Raw genomic sequence first — 19088 nt, forward strand, 5'->3', positions numbered from 1 at the left:
GGAACGGCCTCGTAGCGCGCTGACCGGCTTCCCGCCGGGCCGCCCCGGGGATCGTTCCCCGCCCGGGCGGCCCGTTTTCCTGTGCCGCCCCCGTGCCGGATGGTGCAACAGGCAGCACTCCTGACTCTGGATCAGGCGATCGGGGTTCGAATCCTCGTCCGGCAGCGCAGCGCACAACAGCGCAGCACCGTAGGGAGAGTTGGCCGAGTGGTAAGGCAGCGGCTTGCTAAGCCGTCGTCGGGGTCACACCCGCGCGCGTTCGATCCGCGCACTCTCCGCCGAGGGCGAGCCGGGCACGGGAGAGCCCAAGGGCCTGTAAAGCCCCCGCTTCGGCTGTGGCGGTTCGAATCCGCCCTCGCCCACCACCGGTGCCACCGGGCCCCGGCCCGTACTCCCGCTGCCCCGAGGGGTGGCAGGGGGTACGGGCCGGGGCCCGGTGGCCGTTCGGATGCCGTCCTCCGGGGAGATCCTCCGGCCCGGCGGGTCAGCTCGGGAAGGGCCAGACCGGGCACCACGGGTAGGTGATCTGGCCCGGGTAGGGCGGGCCCCACGGCGGGCAGGGGGGCAGGGTCGGCGCCGACTGGACGCTGCTCCACAGGACCTTGCCGTTCAGCTGGACGGCGATGGCGCCCTCGTTGTAGACGGCCAGCTCCGCGCCGGGGTTGCGGTCGGTGTTGCTGGCCCACAGCGGGGTGTTGTCGGCGGCGTACACGACGAGGTTGCCGTCACCCTGCATGACCAGGACGTTGCCCCGGGGGATGGCGCCCTTGGCCACCCAGATCGGGGTGGTGTCGCGGTACACGACGACGTTGCCGTCGCCCTGCATGGCCAGCATGATGTGGCGGTCCGGCGAGTACCAGGCCTGGTTGCGGTTGAGCACGCTGTTCATCGGGATGTGGGTGGGCTCGGACAGCGCGGCGGCCACGGCCGGGGCGGCGGCCGGCGAGGCGGCCGGAGCCTTCGGGGCAACCGGGGCGGCGTTCGCGGTGCCGGTGGCGACGGCGCCGAGCGCGATCGTGGTGAGGGCGGCCAGTGCGGCGACCCGGGAGCGGAGTCTGGACATGGGTGGTCGTGAAGTCCTCTCGGAGAATCATGAGTTGACGGTCTATCAGTTCTTGCTGCGGCGCCGTACCCCACGCTAGGCCCGCTGCCCGGCGCCGAGCGGCAGGTCCACCGGCAGCTTCCCGCCCCGCCTCCCGCGGAGCCGCCGCGCGCCTCTGCCGGTGGCGAATCTGCGGCGGGCAGAGAAACCCCGTCCGGGGCGCCTCCGGGGCCGACAGTGGAGTGGACGGCACAAGCCCAGCCCCGACAAGGAGGACCGATGACTTCACCGGCCGCGCTCCCGCCCCGCGCGGGGGAGGGCGACACCCCGCCCAGCCGCTTCGACGACCAGCTCGCCGCGCAGTTGCTCGCCCAGCGGATCGTCCTGCTCGGCACCCAGGTCGACGACGTGTCGGCCAACCGGGTGTGCGCGCAGCTGCTGCTGCTGTCCGCGGAGGACCCGCGTACCGACATCTGCCTGTACATCAACAGCCCGGGCGGGTCGGTCACCGCGGGTCTGGCCATCTACGACACCATGCGGCTCGTCCCCAACGACGTCTCGACGCTGGCGATGGGGTTCGCCGCCAGCATGGGCCAGTTCCTGCTCACCGTGGGCGCCCCCGGCAAGCGGTTCGCGCTGCCGAACGCGCGGATCATGATGCACCAGCCCTCGGCGGGCATCGGCGGTACCGCCGCGGACATCGTGATCCAGGCGGAGAACCTCCAGTTCACCAAGAAGGCCATCGAGCGGATCACCGCCGAGCACACCGGGCAGAGCGAGGAGACGATCGCCCGCGACGGTGACCGGGACCGCTGGTTCACGGCCGAACAGGCCCGGGAGTACGGAATCGTGGACCGGGTGGTGGAGTCCCTCGCCGACATCCGCCCGGCCTCCTCGCGCCGACGGATGGGGCTGTGACATGGGCTCGTACACCGTTCCGTACGTGATCGAGCGCACCGCGCAGGGCGAGCGCTCCTACGACGTCTTCAGCCGGCTGCTGAACGAGCGGATCATCTTCCTCGGCACCGAGATCGACGACGGCGTCGCCAACGTGGTCATCGCGCAGCTTCTGCACCTGGAGGCGGAGAACCCGGAGCGCGAGATCTCGATCTACCTCAACTCGCCCGGCGGATCGTTCACTTCACTGATGGCGATCTACGACACGATGACCTTCGTGCAGGCGCCGATCTCCACCTTCTGCGTCGGCCAGGCGGCGTCGACGGCGGCGGTGCTGCTGGCCGGCGGGGACCCCGGGCGGCGGTTCGTGCTGCGGCACGCGCGGGTGCTGCTCGGCCAGCCGGCCAGCGGCGGGCGGCAGGGGACGGTCTCCGACCTCAGCCTCGCGGCCAAGGAGATGGTCCGCATCCGCGCGCAGGTGGAGGAGGTGCTCTCCCGGCACACGCACCACGACGCGGCGACGCTGCGCGCGGACATGGACCGGGACAAGGTGCTCACCGCCGAGGAGGCCGTCGCCTACGGGATCGCCGACGAGGTGCTGAACCGGCGGCTCGCCTTCACCTGACCCCGGCGCGGGCCGACCTGCGGCCGGCGGCCGGTACCACGGGGGTGTGCCGGCCGCCGGTCGGCGGTCAGGCGGCCAGGCAGAGCCCGTCGTACCGCGCGGTGGGAGCCGTACGGCCGCGTCCCACCAGGCTCCGGCCCGCCTGACCCGTCCGGCCCGGCTGACTCGCCCGGCTGGGGGCGTAACGGGCCAGTTCGTCCTGGGCGAGCGAGAGCAGGTCGCCGAGGCCGAGCCCGAGGGCGCGGGCGGCGGCCGCGAGGACCTCGGAGGAGGCCTCCTTGCGCCCGCGCTCCAGCTCCGACAGGTACGGCATCGAGATCCGGGCGGCCTCCGCGACGTCCTTCAACGTGCGTTCCTGGGCGAGCCGTTCACGCCGCAGCACGTCCCCGACGACGTCGCGCCAGAGCGGCTCCCTCGGCGCAGGCACACGCCCAGGCGCAGTTGCAGGCCCAGGTGCGGGCACGGGCCCGGGTGCGACGGGCACGGGTGCCGGCCGGGCTCCGGCCGGCTGCTGCCGGCCGCGGGCCGCACCCCCGGGCACGGGCTCGGACGGCGCGGCCTGCGGCCGCAGGGGGATGACGCGGGCTTCGTTCGGCGCTTGAGTGCTCACCCCTTCAGCCTAGGGATCCCGGGCGCCGGGGGAAGGGAGCGGCGTTCTGCCCTCGGTGAATCCGCGCGGCCGACCGCCCGCCCCCGGCCCCGACACCGCGCGACACGGCCGCCCCACACCCCGGTGCGAAGCGCGGCCCACGGATGAGCGCGGTCAGCGGCCGGTCTGGGTGAAGCGGCCGCCGAGGTAGCGGAACTCCGGGTCGTCGGCGGCCAGTTCGCCGTGCTCGGCGATCAGCGCGGCGGCGAAGGGCTCGGCGTCGTCCTGGGGGCGGTAGCCGAGGGCGCGGGCGGAGGTGAGGTCCCACCAGGCCCGGGTGTTGGCGGAGATGCCGTAGGCGACGGTGTGGCCGGCCACCGGCCCGGTGAGGGCGGCGTGCACCAGCCGGGTGCAGTCGCCCGGACTGAGCCAGGTGGCGAGCATCCGGACGCTGCGGGGCTCGGGGGAGAAGGAGCCGATCCGCAGCGAGACCGTCTCGATCCCGTGCCGGTCGGCGTACAGCGAGGCGAGGTTCTCGCCGAAGCACTTGGACAGCCCGTAGTAGGTGTCGGGCCGCTGCGGGGTGTCCACCGGCACGGTGGTGCCGTCGGCGGGCCGCTCGGTGAAGCCCACCGCGTGGTTGCTGCTCGCGTTGACGATCCGCCGCACGCCCGCCGCCCGGGCGGCGTCGTAGAGCCGGTAGGTGCCCTCGATGTTGGCCGCCAGGATGTCGGCGAACGGCGCCTCACCCGGGATCCCGGCCAGGTGGACCACCGCGTCGACGCCGTCCATCGCCGCCGCCAGCGCCCCGGTGTCCCGCAGATCGGCGACGACCGCGTCGGGATCGCCGGGCACCGGGAGGCGGTCGAAGCTGCGCAGCCGGTAACCGAGGGCGGGCAGCGACTCCCGCAGGCAGGCGCCGATGCGGCCGGCGGCACCGGTGAGCAGGACCCGACCTGGCTGGTTCACCATCTGTTGCGTCTCCAGGATTCCTCGACGGCCGCGTCCGGGCCGGATGCCCGAACTCGGCGACGTGTGAGGCTACCTGACGCGCCGACGACAAGCAGCCGGGTTTCGGCGGCCGCCCGTGACGCCCGGCGACCGGCTCGACAACGCCGGCTTCGGGGCGGCGGCGATCAAGACGACCGACAAGGACGACCGACAAGGACGACCGCTTCCGTCACCTGCTCAACGCCTCGAAGTCCGGCGGCATCCCGTCCGACCCGGCCTTCGGACGGGCCGGCCGGCGGTGACCGGCGGCCCGTGACGAGCATGGCGGGCACCCGCGCTCGGGCGGATCGGTCGCATGACGTACGGGAACGGGACACGGCCCCGGCCGCCCGTTCCCGGTTGGTGCACCGTCGAACGACCTGACCGCCCGGTCGCCCGCCGGGGGAAATCCTCGCCGGGCGAACCGGGTGGATGTGCCAGGATCCCCTCCCGTGAAGACCTGGAACGAACTGACCCTCGTCGAGCAGGTGCTGGTCCGCCGCGCCGTCGGCGGGACCGGCCCGCGCGGCACCGTGCACCACGTCGCGTCGGTGCTGCGCTGGGCGGGCTCGCCCGAGGCGCCGCGGTGGCGCGACGACTCGCCCGAGAACGAGGCGGCGCGGGTGCGGGAGCTGGCGTCGGCGGTGCTCCGGCTGGTCGCGGACGGGTGGTTGACGCTGCGCCGGGCGCACGGCACCGCGTTCGTCCGGGAGGACAGTCCGCAGGTGGTGGGCGCGGACCTGGAGCAGGTGGTGGTCGACCCGGCCACCTGGGTCTGGAGGGCGGACGCCGGGTCCAAGGCCCCGGATCTCTCGCTGCGGGCGACCGAGGAGGGGGGCCGGCGTTGGACGGCAGCCGTGAACGCCCCGGGCGCCCCGCTCACCATCCACCAGCTGGACCTGTCGGAGGACGAGGACCGGTTCCGGGTGTGCGCCATGGAGTTGAGCGGCTGGCTGACCGGACCGTTCGGGATCCTCGGCGATCTGCCGCCCGGGCTGGTGGGCGAGGAGCTGCGGGAGCACGTGGCGCAGGAGCTCGCGCCGCTGGTCCGGTTCGTCCGCGAGGGCTGGATCGAGGTGCGGCACTTCGCGGAGCCCGGCACCGAGCTGACCGTCGTCCCGCTGGAGGACCTGCTGGACGCCTTCGGTGACCGGGAACTGCGCTGCGACGACCGGGACGACTGGGGCGTCGGGTTCACGTGCGTCCTCATCCAGTCGCCGGCGAACGCACTCCGCTAGCAGCCCGTCGGGCGCCCGGGTCGGCCGGTCGGCCGGTCGGCCGGGCTCAGGGGCAGTGGTACGGGAAGGAGGCGGCCGCGGTGCGGGCGGCCGGGGAGAGCAGCTCCAGGGTGGCGGTGGCCTGGAGGGCGCCCCGCCCCTCGAAGCTCCAGCGCAGCACCAGGTCGGTGTGGTGCACACCGGAGCGGACGGGCTGGACGATCTCCTCCGAGGTGGTGCCGTCGCTGCGCAGCCAGCGGTAACGCAGGCTGCCGGAGCCGCCGTTGGTCTCCACCGCGGCGGTGACCACCGCCGTGCCCGCGCAGCCGGGGCCCGCCGGGTCGGTGGTCACCGCGACGCCGGTGACGGCCAGCGCCGGGGTGCGCAGGTGGCGCCAGGACAGGAAGGCCGCGAGGGCCAGCAGGAGGACGAGCAGCGGCACCAGCCACCGCCACACCCGGCGGGGACGCCGCGGCTGCCCGGCCGCCTCCGCCGCCTGGCCGTGCCACGCGGCGGCGGCCCGCGGCGGGACACCGGGGCCGAAGCGGCGCAACTCCCCGGGGGCGAGCGGGCGTTCCGGCGTGGCGGTGGACGTCGGGGAGACGGATGAGGTGGAGGCGGCCGAGGAACTGAGCGAGGTCTCCCGGGCCTCGGCCGGGGTGACGCTGCCCCCGGTCTGCTCGGGGTCGGCGAGGGTGAGGGTCTCCCCGCTCGCCGGAGTGCTGCGCCAGACGCGGGGGTCGAGGAAGGTCGCGCTCTGCGCCCCGTCCTCCTCCCCGGCGCCGGTCGCGGCGCCCCGAGGCAGCCGTACGGTCGCCTCGCCCACGGCAGCGCCCTTGCCGAGCACGACGGTCCGGTCCGCGCCCGCGTCCACGTCAGCGCCCGCGTCCACGTCCGTGCCCTTGCCGAGCACGACGGTCCGGTCCACGGCCACGTCGGCGCCCGCGGCCTTGCCGAGCGTCACGGTCCGGTCCGCGCCCGTGCCGTCACCGGTCACCGGGCGCGCGCCGAGGGCGACGGTCTGGTCCGCGCCCGGGTCGGGGGCGGAGGCGGGGCGGGGCGTGGGCATGGCTTCTCCAGGGCGGGACGGAACGGAGGACGGACGAGGCGGGTGAAGGCGCGAGGGGACGTCAGCGGGGCGGGTTGCAGAGGAAGGCGGCCGTCTCGTCGGACGTCTTGCCCGGCTTGGCCGCCGCCGGGCTGGTGGTCACCCGCACGCCCCAGGTGGGGAAGGTGTCGGCCGAGCCGAAGTCGTGCGAGCGGGTGACGGTCGCGGTGCCGTTCTGGATCACCACGGTGTCGGTCGCGACGGTGACCGCGCGTCCGCCCGAGCTGTGGTACCAGCTGAACGTCAGTGTCCCGCTGCCGGTGCCCTGGGCGCTCACCGTGGCGGTCGCGGTCAGGCTCCAACGACCGCTGCACGTCAGGGAGTTCATGTTGACCGTGCTGACCGCCAGGGTGGCGGGAGCGACCGTCGGGCTGGGGCTCGGGCTCGCGCTCGCGCTCGGGCTCGGCGGGGTGGTGACGGGGGCGGGCGCGGCCGTGGTGGGGGCCGGCCCGGCGGGGGAGGCCGGGGCGGACGGACGGCCGGGGGCGGGCTGGCCCGGCGCGGCGGGTGCCGTGGCCGCGGGGGCGGTGGACGAGGCGGCGGGGCTGGCGCCGGGCGTGCCGGGGGTGGCCGTGGGCGAGTCCGTCGGGGCGGTCGGTGTCGGGCTCGCGGCGGCGCCGGGGTCGCCGGGGGCGGGGGAGGTGCCGCCCGTCGGCTGCTGCGGGCCGAGGGTGGTGGTCGCCTCGGGGGAGGCGGCGCCGAGGGCCGTCCGGGCGTCGCCGGGGGTGGTGCCCGCGGCCGCCAGGCCGGCCAGCGTGGCCAGGGTGAGGGCACCGGCCGCGACGCCGGTGAGGGCCTTGCCGCGGTTGCGCAGCAGCACGCCGCGGCGGCCCGCGATCCGCCGCAGCGCGCCCGCCCCCGGGGTCGGGGCCGGGGCGGCGCCGAGCGCGGACGCGGCGTCCAGGGCGGGGCCGGCGCCCTGGGGGCCGAGCGCGCCCTGCGGGCCCAGGGCGGTGTGGGCCAGCGAGGTGGCGCCGCCGGCCGCGCCGGCGCCGGGCAGCAGCGCCGCGAGCAGGGCGAGCAGGCCCAGGAGGTCGAGGCGGCCGCGCTCCTCCCAGCCCGGCCCGTAGCCGTCCGTCGCGACGGCCTCCAGCTCCCGGACGAACGCGGCCGCGCTGTCGGGGCGGGCTTCGGGGTCCTTGGCCAGGCCCGCCAGGATCAGCGGCCGGACGAGGTCGGGCGCCAGCTCGGCGGGGATCGGCGCCTCGGCGTGCTGGACGGCGAGTTCGGCGATGGTGGCGCCCTCGTAGGGGCGGGCGCCGGTGAGGCACTCGAAGAACGTGACGGTGGCGGCGTAGACGTCCCCGGCCGGGGACGCCGGGCGGCCCGCCCACTGCTCGGGCGGCATGTAGGCGGGGGTGCCGGAGACGTCGCGGTCCTCGCCGCTGTCGACGGCGATGCCGAAGTCGACCAGCTTCGAGGTGCCGGCCGTGTCGACGAGCACGTTGGCGGGCTTGTAGTCGCGGTGCACCACGCCAGCCTCGTGGGCGGCGGCCAGGCCCAGCAGGGAGCCCTTCAGCACCACCAGGGCGGCCTGCGCGGTGGTGGCGCCCTCCGCGCGCAGCAGGTCGCGCAGGGCGATGCCGTCGACCAGCTCCATCACGATGGCCGAGCCCTCGGCCCCCTCCACGTACTCGTAGAGCCGGGTGATGTGCGGGGAGTCGATCCGGGAGAGCACCTCGGCCTCGGCGCGCAGCGCGGTCGTGCCGACCCGGTCGTGCAGGTACTTGATCGCCACCGGGGTGCCGGTCTCCCGGTGGTGGGCGAGCACGACGCGGCCGCTGGCCCCGGCGCCGAGCTCGCGCTCGTGGAGGTACTCCGGGAGCTCCCAGGGGCGCGCGTCCTCGACCGCCGGGCGCGCCGCCCCGGCCTCCGGTGCCGGGGCGCCGTGCCCCCCGGGTCTGTCGCCCTGCTGCGTCCGGTCGTCCATCGTCTGCTGCTTCCCGTCCCGATCGTGCTCGCCGTCCCCGGGCCGCCGGCCGTCGTGGTCCGCCGGCCGTGCCCGTCGGCGCGGCACCCTACGGCACACCGGCCGACGACGAGGACGCGCCCCGTGGACACCGGGTTCCCGGCCCCCGGAGAGCGTGGATCCCGGGACGGGTGATTCGCACAGCATGCCAACCATTCGAGCGCCCGACCGAGGCCTCCGGCCTGCCGGACCGTTCGCCCCCCGGGGCGGCGGGGCACTCGCCGCCCGCACTGTCGTACGCCTGTGGTACTGCTGGGGCGTCAGGGGTGGTTGGTGGTCGATCGGAGGGGCAGGCCCATGGCCGAGCAGCGCGTGGTGATCGTGACCGGAGGCGGGACGGGCATCGGGGAGGCGACGGCGCGGCTGTTGCGGGAGGGCGGCGACGAGGTCGTCGTCTCCGGGCGCCGCGCCGAGCCGCTGGAGCGCGTCGCCCGGGAGACGGGCGCGCTGGCGCACCCCGCCGACACGACGGACCCCGAGGCCGTGCGCGGCCTGGTCGAGAGCGTCGTCGCCCGCTACGGACGCCTCGACGGACTGGTCGTCAACGCCGGGGTCGGCCGCGGCGGCGGCGTCGGCGAGATCACCGACGAGGACTGGGACCTGGTGCTGCGCACCAACCTCACCGGCCCGTTCCTGACGATGCGCGCCGCCCTGCCGTACCTGCTGGAGGCCCGCGGCGCCGTGGTCGCCGTCGCCTCCGTCTCGGCGCTGCGCAACGGCACGGGCAACGCCGCGTACGCCGCGTCCAAGGCGGCCCTGCTGCAGCTGTGCGGCTCACTGGCGGTCGACTACGGCGCCCGGGGGCTGCGGGCCAACACGGTGTGCCCCAGCTGGGTGCGCACCGAGATGGCCGACCGCAGGATGGCCAGGTTCGCCGAGGAGGCGGGGCTGGGCGAGGGCGGGGCCGGCCGGGACGCGGCCTACGCCGAGGCCACCCGGCTGCTGCCCGCGGGCCGTCCCGCCGATCCGCGCGAGGTCGCCGAGGCCATCGCCTGGCTGCTGTCGCCGGCCGCCTCCTTCGTCAACGGCGCGACGCTCACGGTCGACGGCGGCGCCACCGCCCTGGACCCGGGCACCGTCCCCTTCGCCCACCGGATCACGCCCCGCGGGCCCGCCGCCTGACGGCCGGCGCCGCCCGCGTGCGCCGACGTGCCGGAAGCCCCCGGTTCCCGCAGCCTGGAACGGACCCACCGTCGACCGGCCCCCGCACCGCCCAGGGGCGCACCGGGCCGGGACAGGAGCGAGCGAACGATGAAGGCAGTCCTCTTCCGCCGGTTCGGGGGCCCGGAGGTCCTGGAGGTCGCCGACCTCCCCGATCCGCACCCGGGCCCCGGCCAGGTCCGGATCGCGGTGCGCGCGGCCGGCGTCAACCCGTTCGACTGGAAGACGCGCCGGGGCCTGATGGGCGGTGACCTCCCGCAGACCCTGGGCCAGGAGGCGGCGGGCGTCGTCGACGAACTCGGCGAGGGCGTCACGGACGTCGCCGTCGGCGACCGCGTCTACGGCCACGCCGCCCGGAGCGCGGGCCAGGCCGAGCTGGCGGTGCTCGACTCCTATGCGCCGATCCCGGCCCCGCTCGGGTTCACCGAGGCCGCCGGACTGCCCACCGCCGTCGAGACGGCCACCCGTACGCTCGACCTGCTCGGCGTGACCGGCGGCACCACGCTGCTCGTCAACGGCGCCTCCGGCGGCGTCGGCAGCGCCGCGGTCCAGCTCGCCGTGGCGCGCGGCGCCCGCGTGATCGGGACGGCGAGCGCGGCCAACCACGAGTACCTGCGCTCGCTGGGCGCCGAACCGGTCGGCTACGGCGAGGGCCTCGTCGACCGGGTGCGCTCCCTCGCCCCCGAGGGCGTCGACGCCGCGCTGGACGTCGCCGGCAGCGGCGTGCTCCCCGAGCTCGTCGACCTCGCCGGCGGCGCCGGACGCGTCGTCACCATCGCCGACTACGCCGGGGCCCGGGAGCACGGGGTCAGGTTCAGCAGCGGTGGGGACGACCGGGCGCTGCACGCGCTCGACGCCGTCGGCGAGCTGGTCGCCGCCGGGCGCTTCTCGCTCCCCGTCGCCCGCACCTTCCCGCTCGCCGAGGTCGCCGAGGCCCACCGCCTCAGCGAACAGGGCCACGTCCGCGGCAAACTCGTCCTGCTGGTCGACTCCGCAGCGGAGACCCGGCGATGACCGCCCCCGCGCCGCCCGCAGGAGCGGCCCCCGGCCCGGCCGGACGGACCGTCGTGGTCACCGGGGCCGGACGCGGCATCGGACTCGCCATCACCGAAGCCTTCCTCGCCGCGGGATCCCGCGTCGTCGCCGGATCCCGCCGCCGCACCGAGGAGCTCGACGCCCACCTCGACCGGGGCGCGGACCTCACCGTCGTGGAGGTCGACCTCGCGACGCCCGACGGCCCCGCCGCCCTGGTCGCCGAGGCCGTCACCCGCCACGGCGGCGTCGACGTCCTGGTGAACAACGTCGGGGCGGTGCGACCCCGGCCGGACGGCTTCGCCGGCGTGACGGACGAGGACTGGGACTGGACCCTGACCGTCAACCTCATGGCCGCCGTCCGCGCCACCCGGGCGGCCCTGCCGTACCTGCTCGCCTCCGGTGACGGGCGGATCGTCACCGTCTCCTCGGTCAACGCCCGCCTGCCGGACCCGCTGGTCGTCGACTACGGCGCCGCCAAGGCCGCGCTCACCAACTTCTGCAAGGCCCTCTCCAAGGAAGTGGGGCCGCACGGCGTGCGGGTGAACACGATCGGCCCCGGGCCGGTGGAGACGGCCCTGTGGCGCGGCGCGGACGGCGTCGCCGCCACGGTCGGCCAGTCCCGGGGCATCGACCCCGGCGACGTGGCCCGCGCCGCCGAGGCCCAGTCGGCGACCGGCCGCTTCACCCTCCCCTCGGAGGTCGCCGACCTGGTGCTCTTCCTCGCCGGCCCCGGCGCGGCGAACATCACGGGCGCCGACTTCGTCATCGACGGCGGCCTCGTCGACGCCCTGTGACCCCCGGCCGCGGCGCCCCTCCGCCGGTGCGCCGCGGCCGGGCCGGGAGCGCGCACCCGTGCCACACCCGCACCGCCGGGCCCCGGGGACGGGCCCGGCGGCGGGTGGCCCGGCCCCGCCGCGGTGCGACGGGAGGCACGACGGCACGTCCCTCGAAGGCGCGATCCCCGGCGTCTACGAGCGGTACCTCGTCCCGCTGCTCTTCCGCCCCTACGCCCGGGACCCGGCCCGGCGCCTGGCATGAGGTCACCCGGGCGGCCACGGCGGCGGTCACCGAACGCTTCGGCCCCGGCCCGGTCGAGGGCCCGCTCAGCGCCCTGGTGGTGACCGCCACCCGCTGACGACCCGGCCATCACTCCTGGAAGAGGGCCTCGACGCCGTCGCCGCCCAGGACCAGTTCGCCGATCACCGGCCGGTCGCAGCCCTCCAGGCGCACCAGGGAGGTGAGCGCGACCGGGAAGGCCCCGTGGACGGTCCAGGTCACCTGCGGGGCGCCCGCCCCACCGTCCAGCAGCGAGACCGTCACGTCCTTGCGCTCGGCGGTCTCCGGGCCGACCGAGCCGATCCACTCCCACAGGGCCCGGTAGCCGTCGGGCGAGCCGTGGCGCAGCGAGACGGTGGTGGGCTTCCGCCCGCCGGGCAACTGGCGCACCACGTCCTCGCCGCCCTCCCGGTACACGACCGTCTCGAACTCCAGCCCCAGGCCGGAGACGTCGCCGAACAGGTGGTCCTGCCCGGCGACGGTGAGCTTGTAGCGGTACACGGGCGTGGACACGGGGGCTCCTGATGTGGGCCGCACAGCACGGGGACGCGGTCGGCCGCCGACCGCCGCAGCCGACTGTATGTGACAGCCCGTCACGCGGCCGGTCACGCGGTTCCGCGCGGCGCCCGCGCACATGCGAGAGGACCCGGGAGCGTAGCCAGCTCCCGGGCCCCTGTGTGCCGCCCAATTGCGCACACCGACACGTTTAAGGGTCGTGGATCAGATTGAAATCGACGCGTTCTACCTTTGAACTACCGTGCCACGGAGCGGCACAGACAGGACTTGAACCCGCATTCGTCGATATTCGTCCACGCCCGGTCGATCCGGTGTTCGGCGGCGAATGCTGAGACTGGAGCGAGAGTCTGAGATTCAGGGGGCTGCCTCTGCCGCTTGGGCTACCCCGGCCGGTGGTGCCGGGGGAGGGATTCGAACCCCCACTGTGACCCCTCGGTCAGCTTCACTGATCAGTGTCAGCTTTGCGCGCCGTGCAGCACACCCTCCGGCTCCGCGGAGGGCGACGCCCGGCGCACCCGCCCGGCTCCCCGGACGGGCGATCGTGAGGCTACCGGAACAGGTAGCCGAAGACGGCGTCACCCACCCGCTGGTCGGTGACCTCGATGGCGTTGGCCTCCTCGCGGGCGAACTTGACCGCCTGCTGGAGCTTCTCCACGCGCTCGGCGAGCTCGTTGACCCGGCGGGCCGGCAGCGCGCCGGAGAACTTGACCGTGGTCCAGTAGCCGACCGCGACGTCCTCGTAGTAGACCTCGACCTGGGCCGGGTGCTTCTCGGTGGCCTCGGCCTTGACGTGGTTGCGCGGCACCTTCTTGGTCCGGATGGTGCGCACCGGCTCGGTCTTCCAGGAGTCCGTCGACGGGTCGAGGTTCCACGACTCGGAGGCGTCCAGGACCGGGAGCTTCTTCACGAAGGTGAAGAGGTCGGTGAGCTGCTTCTCCAGGAACAGCAGGTACGGCACCGGCACCTTGGCGAGGAGCACCTGGCCGTCCACCACCACGTCGGCGCTGGCGGCGACGTTGGCCCAGTCCTTGGTGGCCGTCACGTCGAAGAGCCGGGTGAGGGTGTTCGCGGTGGACCGCAGGATGTCCTCGGCCTTCAGCTGCACCCGGGTCGATTCCGGCGGCAGCTGCTCGCCCTCCTCGTCCTTGGGCTGGTAGGTGCGGGAGATCCCGGCCAGCAGCGCGGGCTTCTGCAGGTCCTGGTGGGCCTGCGTCAGCTCCTGGAAGGACTTGGACTTGACGCCCTTTTCGACGGCGATGATCTGGTTCAGCTTTGCCACGGCGAGGACGCTACCAGCCTCGAACGGACGAGCGACAGCGAATTCCCGACCGGCCGGCCGGCCCCGGAGCACCGCCTCCGAACCGGGGCCCGAAGTGTCGGGCGAACGTCCGGTCAACGTCGTGGCCGCACGCCTGCCGCCGCGATGAGGATGGGCGCTGCCAGCCGGTCGGCCGGCACCGCGAGCGCCACGGAGCCCCGCACCGGATCGGGCACGGCACCGGACCGGACCGGGTGGTCACCCGCACCGCGTTCCCCGGTCCCCGGTCGACACAGGGCTCCCGGACCGTGCACGGGCTCCGTCCGCTCATCTCCACTTCCGCGAGGAGAGTCATGCGCAAGCAGATCCGCACCGGCCTGGGAATCCTGGCCCTGGTCACCGCCGCCCTCGGCGCGGGCGTCGGATCGGCCTCGGCCGCCGGCGCCGTCACGGGTGCCCGGCCCGGTGCGGTCCACGGCCTGGCGGCCCTGAACTACGTGGGCCAGTACCGGATCCACAGCTCCTACAACGGCAAGTGCCTGGACGCCGACCTCAACACGATCGGCGCCAACGGCACCAAGGTCCAGCTCTGGGACTGCAACGGCTGGACCAACCAGAACTGGACCCTGTGGACCGACGGCACCGTCGACTACATCCAGAGCAACTACAGCGGCCGCTACCTCGACGCGGACCTCAACACGATCGGCGCCAACGGCACCAAGGTCCAGCTGTGGGACTTCAACGGCTGGAGCAACCAGCGCTGGAACGCGGCCAGTTACGGCTGGGTCAACGGCTACAACGGCCGCGTCCTGGACGCCGACCTGAACACGATCGGCGCCAACGGCACCAAGGTCCAGCTCTGGGACAGCAACGGCTGGAGCAACCAGGGCTGGTGGCTCGAGTCGATCTGACCCTCCCCGGCCCGGTCCGGTGACCCCGCCCCACCGGGGGAGCCGCCCCGAACTGGATAGAGCGTTCGTTCCAGTGCGTGCTACGTTGATCCCACTAGATCGTTCGTTCCAGGAGAGTCCCGGGGCGGGCGACGCCCCGGCCTGCCCGCCTCCGGCGCAGGTCGGGGCCCACACAGGGGAAGGGAACCCACGCACACCCATGGACGTCCAGCGCATCACCGCGAACGGCATCGACTTCGCCTACGTGGAACAGGGGGAGAGCCCACTGGCCCTGCTGCTGCACGGCTTTCCGGAGACCCCGGACATCTTCCGCCACCTGATGCCGGCCCTCGCCGCCGCCGGCTACCGGGCCGTCGCCCCGTACATGCGCGGCTTCGCGCCGAGCGCCGTCCCGGCGGACGGCAGCATGCGCACGGCCGACCTGATCGCCGACGCCAACGCCCTGCACGAGGCCCTGGGCGGCGACGGGAACGCCGTCCTGATCGGGCACGACTGGGGCGGGTTCACCACCTGGGGCGCCTCGGTGCACGCGCCGCAGCGGTGGTCGAAGATCGTGGTGGCCGACGTCCCGCCGCTGCGGTTCTACGAGCGCAAGGCCGCCGACCCCGCGCAGATCCACAAGAACAGCCACTTCTACTTCTTCCAGATGGGCGTCGCCGACCAGCTCGTCCCGGTCGACGACTTCGCCTACCTGGACTGGCTCTGGCAGCACTGGAGCGGCTCCGCCGACCCGGCCTTCGACTCCACCGACTACCGCGAGGCCGGCAAGAACGCCCTGCGCGCACCGGAGAACCTGCGCGCGGGACTCGGCCTCTACCGCCAGAACTTCCCGGCCGCGACCTTCGGCACCGACCAGTGGGAGATGGGCGCGCTCCTCGCCGAGCTGCCGACCCAGCCCACCCTCTACCTCCACGGCAGCGAGGACCCGGTGATGGACGAGGAAGCCCTGGCGGACCTGCTCCGGCTGCTGCCGGCGGGCTCGGACGGCGCCCTGCTCCCGGGCGTGGGCCACTTCCCCTTCGTCGAGGCGCCCGAAGAGGTGACCGAGCGGGTCCTCGCCTTCCTCGGCTGAGGACGTTCCGCGCCGACCACCGCGGCCGCGGTCCGGTGCCGAAGCAGGCACCGGACCCCGGCCGGGTCGGGCGGCGGGTCAGGCGGGGGGCAGGGTGCGCGCCAGCTCCCGGAAACGGGCGGACGGCCGCATCATGCCGTTGTCGCCGACGTTCAGGTTCTCCAGCCAGCCGTCCCGGTACCAGAAGATCGACGAGGTCAGCGGGGCCGGATCGTTGACCTGGAGCTGCTTCGACAGGTCGATCATGAAGCGGATCGCGTTCAGCGAGGAGCCGGTGCGGATCGGCGCCGCGCAGAACGCGTTGTTGGTCGGCAGGGTGACCAGGGCGCCGTACGGCAGCTCGGCCCCGCCCAGGGCGTTCTCCAGGCGCAGGGCCTGGGCGGCGCCCGGCCACGCCCCCATGCCGTTGACGGCGTAGAGGACGTCGCCGTTCGTCGCGTTGAAGGACTGCCGGTTGAGCTGCTCGGTGCCCAGGTTGGCGAAGGCCTTCTCCCACAGCTCGGCCCGGCTGATGCTCCACTGGTCGGAGGCGTGCTCGGCTATCGACAGGGCCTCGGTCCTCCCGCCCCGCTTGCCGCCGTCCACGCACAGCACGACCGACAGCTCGTCGTCGATCGGCCGCGCCAGCGGGTCGGGCCCCAGGGAACGGGTGGGCGCGAACAGGAGCCGCAGCCGGTCCCGGACCTCGAAGACCGAGATCGAGGCCAGCGCCTTGCACGGACCGTGCTCGTCGCACAGCGGCTTCGGAAGGTTCTTGCGATTGCCGAACAGCGGCATGGGCGTTCCCCTCGGGGGTGGTGCGGAGGTCGGACGAAGGCCACAGCATCCCACCGGAGTTCACCACCGTCCCAGGGATCCCCCGATTCTCATCCGCCTTCGCGGCGGCGTACGGGAGCGGGCCGGTGAGCCGCCCGCCCGGCGGGCGGTGCCCGCACAGGACGCGCCCCTGCAGGCGATCGCCCGGACGTGCTCCGGGGCGGCGTGCGCGGCGACCCGGGTCGCCGGGACGGCCGCCGCACAGGCCGACGTGGTGCGCCGGGGCGTCGAGTACGCCCTTGTCGTGGACAGCTCCCGGCCTCCACGGACGAGTGTGCCCGGCTGGTCCTCGACCGGGTGGCCGAACGACGCCGGGCCTCGCGCGGGGCGCCCCGCTGCGGTTGACTGGCCGGGCGCCGTAGCCCTTCCGGGCCCCGCGGTCCGCCCGGAGTCCGCCCGTATCCGCCCGCTCGGAGGCATTCGCATGGCCAGGCAGTACACGTACACCGCCGAGATCACCTGGACCGGCAACCTGGGCGCCGGCACCAGCGACTACCGCTCCTACTCCCGCGACCACGACGTGGCCGTCGAGGGCCTGCCGACCATCCTCGGCTCCGCCGACCCCGCCTTCCGCGGCGACCCGGCGCGCTGGAACCCCGAGCAGCTGCTGCTCGCCGCGCTCGCCCAGTGCCACCTGATGTCGTACCTGCACCAGTGCGCGGTGAACGGGGTCGTGGTGACCTCGTACGTCGACCGCCCGGTGGGCACCATGGCCGTCGCCGCCGGCAGCGGGCACTTCACCTCGGTGGTGCTGCACCCGCGGATCGAGGTCGCCGAGGCGGGCATGGCGGAGAAGGCCATCGCCCTGCACGCGGAGGCGAACCGCGGCTGCTTCATCGCCAACTCGGTCAACTTCCCGGTGCTGCACGAGCCCGAGGTGACGGTCGCGGGCCGGGGATGACGGGCCCGGACCACCTCCTGTCACGGAGGCGGTCGGCGAGGGTCAGGAGGCGCTGGAGCAGGGCGGCGACGCCGTCGTGCCCGAGGTGGTGCAGGGTCGGGGTCCGCCCACCGCCGACCGGCACCGACGCTGGGCCCTTCGGGGGACCGGCGGTACGCCGCCAACGTGTCGGCCGGCCGATCCGGCCGTGTGGAGATCGGCTGCTCCCACGGCCGCTGACACCCCTCCACTGAACCTCGGCGAGCAACTGCTGGAACACTTCCTCACCACCGGCCGGACACTGGACCCGCTGGAGGCCCAGACCATGGCCGAGCAGTACGCGCAGGCCCTCGGCCTCGGACACTGCACGGTCTACCTGGTCGCATTCAACCGGCCGAGGAGTGGCCCCGGCCGGGAGGGCCCGGCGGCTACGCGGGCCGCGTGCGCAGCAGCGCGTCCGCCAGCTCCCGGGGGCGGCTGAGCGCGGCCAGGTGGCCGCCGGGGATCTCCTCGACCTCCAGGCCCAGCCGCTCACGGGCGATCCGGCGCTGGAACTCCAGCGGGAAGACGCGGTCCTCCCGGGCCTGGAGGAAGCGGGTCGGCACGTCCGGCCAGCGGGTCAGCGGCCACGGCTGGGCGAACATCGCGGCCGGCGGCTCCGAGGCGCCGAGGGCGAACGCCTCCTGCGTCACCTCGGCCGGGACGTCGTGGAAGAAGTCGACCAGCGGGTCGAACGCGGGATCGGCGCCCCGCCCGGTGGCCGCCGCGTACTCCGAACGGGCCTTCGCCTGGCCGGTGTTCCCCCACCACTGCCCGGCCGTCTCCCCGGGCGCCGGCACCATGGCGTTGAGCAGCACCAGCTCCGCCACGGGCACCGGCAGCCGCCCGCACACCAGCGGAGCCGTGAAGCCCCCGAGCGACTGCGCCACCAGCACCAGCGGCCCGCTCGGGCCCGCCTTCCGCTCCACCGCCGAGACGACGGCCCGCGCGCACTCCTCCAGATCCGCCGAGTCCTCGCTCGGCAGGTCCATCGTCACCACGTCGTGCCCCCGGGCCCGCAGCTCGGGCACCAGCCGGTGCCAGAACCAGGCCCGCCCGTCGGCACCGGGAACGAGCGTGAAGGTCGCCATCCTCGTCCTCCTCCCGCGGGCCCGCCGCCCACGTGTGCGTCGACGCTACCGCCCGGCCAGGCGGCGGGCGGTGAGGCCGACCTCCGCCAGCTGGGCGGTGGTCAGACGCCGGGCCTCCCAGACGACCGCGGCCACGTCGGCCGCCCGCGGGTGGAGCGGCGGCAGGCCGTCCGGCAGCTCGACGCCGCCGAGCGCCGCCAGGTCCGCGGCGGGGATGCCCAGCACCCCCGCGAAGCCGGCCACCAGCTCGGGCGTCGCCGCCACGGTGGCGCGGCCCACCCCGCCGATCGTGACCGCCGACAGGTAGATCCGGCCGTCGGTCACCGCGTGCAGGGCCTCCGCCGTGCACATCCAGCGCAGGTTCCGGTTGTGCGTCAGCTGCACGAGCACCTCGCCGAAGCCCGGCTCGTACCGGTGGTACGGCCGGTCGACCCCGCCCCGGCCCTCCCGCACCACCGGGGGCTGCGCCCGCATCGCCGCCAGCAGCAGGCGCCGGTTCGCGGCGGGCATCTGCGCGGTGTCGTAGACGACGTCGCGGACACTCCAGTGGGGGTTGCGGGTGACCGGCGTGAGGTCGTCGGGCACCGGCTGCCCGGCCAGGACGAACAGGTCGGCGGCGTGCAGGCCGAGCGCCGGCCCGAGGGCCCTGAGCAGCCGCCCGGTCGGTGCCCGCCCGTCGAGCACGGCCCGCAGCTCCTCCGGGCCGGCTCCGGCCGTCGCCGAGAGCGCGGCGGCGTCGAGCGCCCGGTGCTCCATCAGACGGGCCAGCAGCGCGCCGAACCCCAGGACTCCTGTCATCCCGTCAGGCTATCGATC

The 19088-nt window shown here is 74.9% G+C and carries 19 protein-coding genes and 3 tRNA genes; 12 read left to right on the top strand and 10 right to left on the bottom strand.

The features are described 5' to 3' along the window. Positions 1–93 precede the first annotated feature (93 nt). The 3 genes from ACIRD3_RS12190 to ACIRD3_RS12200 all read left to right on the top strand — a co-directional run bounded on the left by ACIRD3_RS12190 (position 94) and on the right by ACIRD3_RS12200 (position 365). Positions 94–165 (top strand) — tRNA-Gln (locus ACIRD3_RS12190). Positions 166–193: 28 nt separating this feature from the next. Next, positions 194–278 (top strand) — tRNA-Ser (locus ACIRD3_RS12195). Between the two features lie 4 nt (positions 279–282). Continuing rightward, positions 283–365, top strand: a tRNA-Tyr gene (locus tag ACIRD3_RS12200). A 119-nt stretch (positions 366–484) separates the two neighbouring features. On the opposite strand, the gene ACIRD3_RS12205 is transcribed toward ACIRD3_RS12200, so the two are convergent. Then, positions 485–1063 carry a hypothetical protein gene (locus tag ACIRD3_RS12205; RefSeq protein ID WP_402214524.1) on the bottom strand — a complete coding sequence of 193 codons (579 nt, stop codon included), beginning with the start codon at positions 1061–1063 and terminating at the stop codon, positions 485–487. 258 nt (positions 1064–1321) lie between these two features. Here ACIRD3_RS12205 and ACIRD3_RS12210 point away from each other — a divergent pair, with 258 nt between their 5' ends. Both ACIRD3_RS12210 and ACIRD3_RS12215 read left to right on the top strand, forming a co-directional pair. Beyond that, positions 1322–1960 carry an ATP-dependent Clp protease proteolytic subunit gene (locus ACIRD3_RS12210; RefSeq protein ID WP_402214526.1) on the top strand — a complete coding sequence of 213 codons (639 nt, stop codon included), beginning with the start codon at positions 1322–1324 and terminating at the stop codon, positions 1958–1960. A 1-nt stretch (position 1961) separates the two neighbouring features. Further along, entirely contained in the window at positions 1962–2564 is a 603-nt protein-coding gene (locus ACIRD3_RS12215; RefSeq protein WP_402214528.1) for a ClpP family protease, read from the top strand. Positions 2565–2631: 67 nt separating this feature from the next. Here the strand turns inward: ACIRD3_RS12215 and ACIRD3_RS12220 are convergent, their stop codons facing one another. Next, positions 2632–3174: a helix-turn-helix domain-containing protein gene (locus ACIRD3_RS12220; RefSeq protein ID WP_402214530.1), complete on the bottom strand. Its 543-nt coding sequence runs from the start codon at positions 3172–3174 to the stop codon at positions 2632–2634. 153 nt (positions 3175–3327) lie between these two features. Then, positions 3328–4125, bottom strand: a complete 798-nt coding sequence (locus ACIRD3_RS12225; RefSeq protein ID WP_402214531.1) for an NAD-dependent epimerase/dehydratase family protein — start codon at positions 4123–4125, stop codon at positions 3328–3330. Between the two features lie 470 nt (positions 4126–4595). Here ACIRD3_RS12225 and ACIRD3_RS12230 point away from each other — a divergent pair, with 470 nt between their 5' ends. Further along, the gene (locus ACIRD3_RS12230) at positions 4596–5381 is read left to right on the top strand and encodes a hypothetical protein (protein ID WP_402214533.1); all 786 of its coding nucleotides are present in this window, start codon (positions 4596–4598) and stop codon (positions 5379–5381) included. A gap of 46 nt (positions 5382–5427) precedes the next feature. Here ACIRD3_RS12230 and ACIRD3_RS12235 read toward each other — a convergent pair whose 3' ends face one another. Together ACIRD3_RS12235 and ACIRD3_RS12240 are read right to left on the bottom strand one after the other, a co-directional pair. After that, positions 5428–6429 carry a hypothetical protein gene (locus tag ACIRD3_RS12235; RefSeq protein WP_402214534.1) on the bottom strand — a complete coding sequence of 334 codons (1002 nt, stop codon included), beginning with the start codon at positions 6427–6429 and terminating at the stop codon, positions 5428–5430. A 61-nt stretch (positions 6430–6490) separates the two neighbouring features. After that, entirely contained in the window at positions 6491–8398 is a 1908-nt protein-coding gene (locus ACIRD3_RS12240; protein WP_402214536.1) for a protein kinase, read from the bottom strand. A 336-nt stretch (positions 8399–8734) separates the two neighbouring features. Here ACIRD3_RS12240 and ACIRD3_RS12245 point away from each other — a divergent pair, with 336 nt between their 5' ends. The 3 genes from ACIRD3_RS12245 to ACIRD3_RS12255 all read left to right on the top strand — a co-directional run bounded on the left by ACIRD3_RS12245 (position 8735) and on the right by ACIRD3_RS12255 (position 11427). Next, on the top strand, positions 8735–9559 hold the full coding sequence (locus tag ACIRD3_RS12245; RefSeq protein ID WP_402214538.1) for an SDR family NAD(P)-dependent oxidoreductase: 825 nt from the start codon (positions 8735–8737) through the stop codon (positions 9557–9559). A 129-nt stretch (positions 9560–9688) separates the two neighbouring features. Next, entirely contained in the window at positions 9689–10612 is a 924-nt protein-coding gene (locus ACIRD3_RS12250; RefSeq protein WP_402214540.1) for an NADP-dependent oxidoreductase, read from the top strand. Further along, the gene (locus ACIRD3_RS12255; protein WP_402214542.1) at positions 10609–11427 is read left to right on the top strand and encodes an SDR family NAD(P)-dependent oxidoreductase; all 819 of its coding nucleotides are present in this window, start codon (positions 10609–10611) and stop codon (positions 11425–11427) included. Before ACIRD3_RS12250 ends, ACIRD3_RS12255 begins: the two co-directional genes overlap by 4 nt. A 352-nt stretch (positions 11428–11779) precedes the next feature. Here ACIRD3_RS12255 and ACIRD3_RS12260 read toward each other — a convergent pair whose 3' ends face one another. After that, complete coding sequence (locus ACIRD3_RS12260) at positions 11780–12202, bottom strand: phage tail protein (RefSeq protein ID WP_402214544.1); 423 nt, start codon at positions 12200–12202, stop codon at positions 11780–11782. Between the two features lie 550 nt (positions 12203–12752). Continuing rightward, entirely contained in the window at positions 12753–13484 is a 732-nt protein-coding gene (locus ACIRD3_RS12265) for a hypothetical protein (protein ID WP_402214546.1), read from the bottom strand. Between the two features lie 332 nt (positions 13485–13816). Here ACIRD3_RS12265 and ACIRD3_RS12270 point away from each other — a divergent pair, with 332 nt between their 5' ends. Then, entirely contained in the window at positions 13817–14374 is a 558-nt protein-coding gene (locus tag ACIRD3_RS12270) for an RICIN domain-containing protein (protein WP_402214548.1), read from the top strand. 199 nt (positions 14375–14573) lie between these two features. Next, the gene (locus tag ACIRD3_RS12275) at positions 14574–15446 is read left to right on the top strand and encodes an alpha/beta fold hydrolase (RefSeq protein WP_402214550.1); all 873 of its coding nucleotides are present in this window, start codon (positions 14574–14576) and stop codon (positions 15444–15446) included. A gap of 78 nt (positions 15447–15524) precedes the next feature. Here ACIRD3_RS12275 and ACIRD3_RS12280 read toward each other — a convergent pair whose 3' ends face one another. After that, positions 15525–16223 carry a hypothetical protein gene (locus ACIRD3_RS12280; protein ID WP_402214551.1) on the bottom strand — a complete coding sequence of 233 codons (699 nt, stop codon included), beginning with the start codon at positions 16221–16223 and terminating at the stop codon, positions 15525–15527. A 463-nt stretch (positions 16224–16686) separates the two neighbouring features. On the opposite strand from ACIRD3_RS12280, the gene ACIRD3_RS12285 reads away from it, so the two are divergent. Further along, positions 16687–17163 carry an OsmC family protein gene (locus ACIRD3_RS12285; protein ID WP_402214553.1) on the top strand — a complete coding sequence of 159 codons (477 nt, stop codon included), beginning with the start codon at positions 16687–16689 and terminating at the stop codon, positions 17161–17163. A 407-nt stretch (positions 17164–17570) separates the two neighbouring features. Here ACIRD3_RS12285 and ACIRD3_RS12290 read toward each other — a convergent pair whose 3' ends face one another. Further along, positions 17571–18272 (bottom strand): alpha/beta fold hydrolase, encoded by a 702-nt coding sequence (locus ACIRD3_RS12290; RefSeq protein ID WP_402214554.1) that lies wholly within the window; start codon positions 18270–18272, stop codon positions 17571–17573. 45 nt (positions 18273–18317) lie between these two features. After that, positions 18318–19070, bottom strand: coding sequence for a hypothetical protein (locus ACIRD3_RS12295; RefSeq protein ID WP_402214556.1), 753 nt, complete (start codon positions 19068–19070; stop codon positions 18318–18320). Positions 19071–19088 lie beyond the last annotated feature (18 nt).

The organism is Kitasatospora sp. NPDC093550 (assembly GCF_044764985.1).
Taxonomy (GTDB): Bacteria; Actinomycetota; Actinomycetes; order Streptomycetales; family Streptomycetaceae; genus Kitasatospora.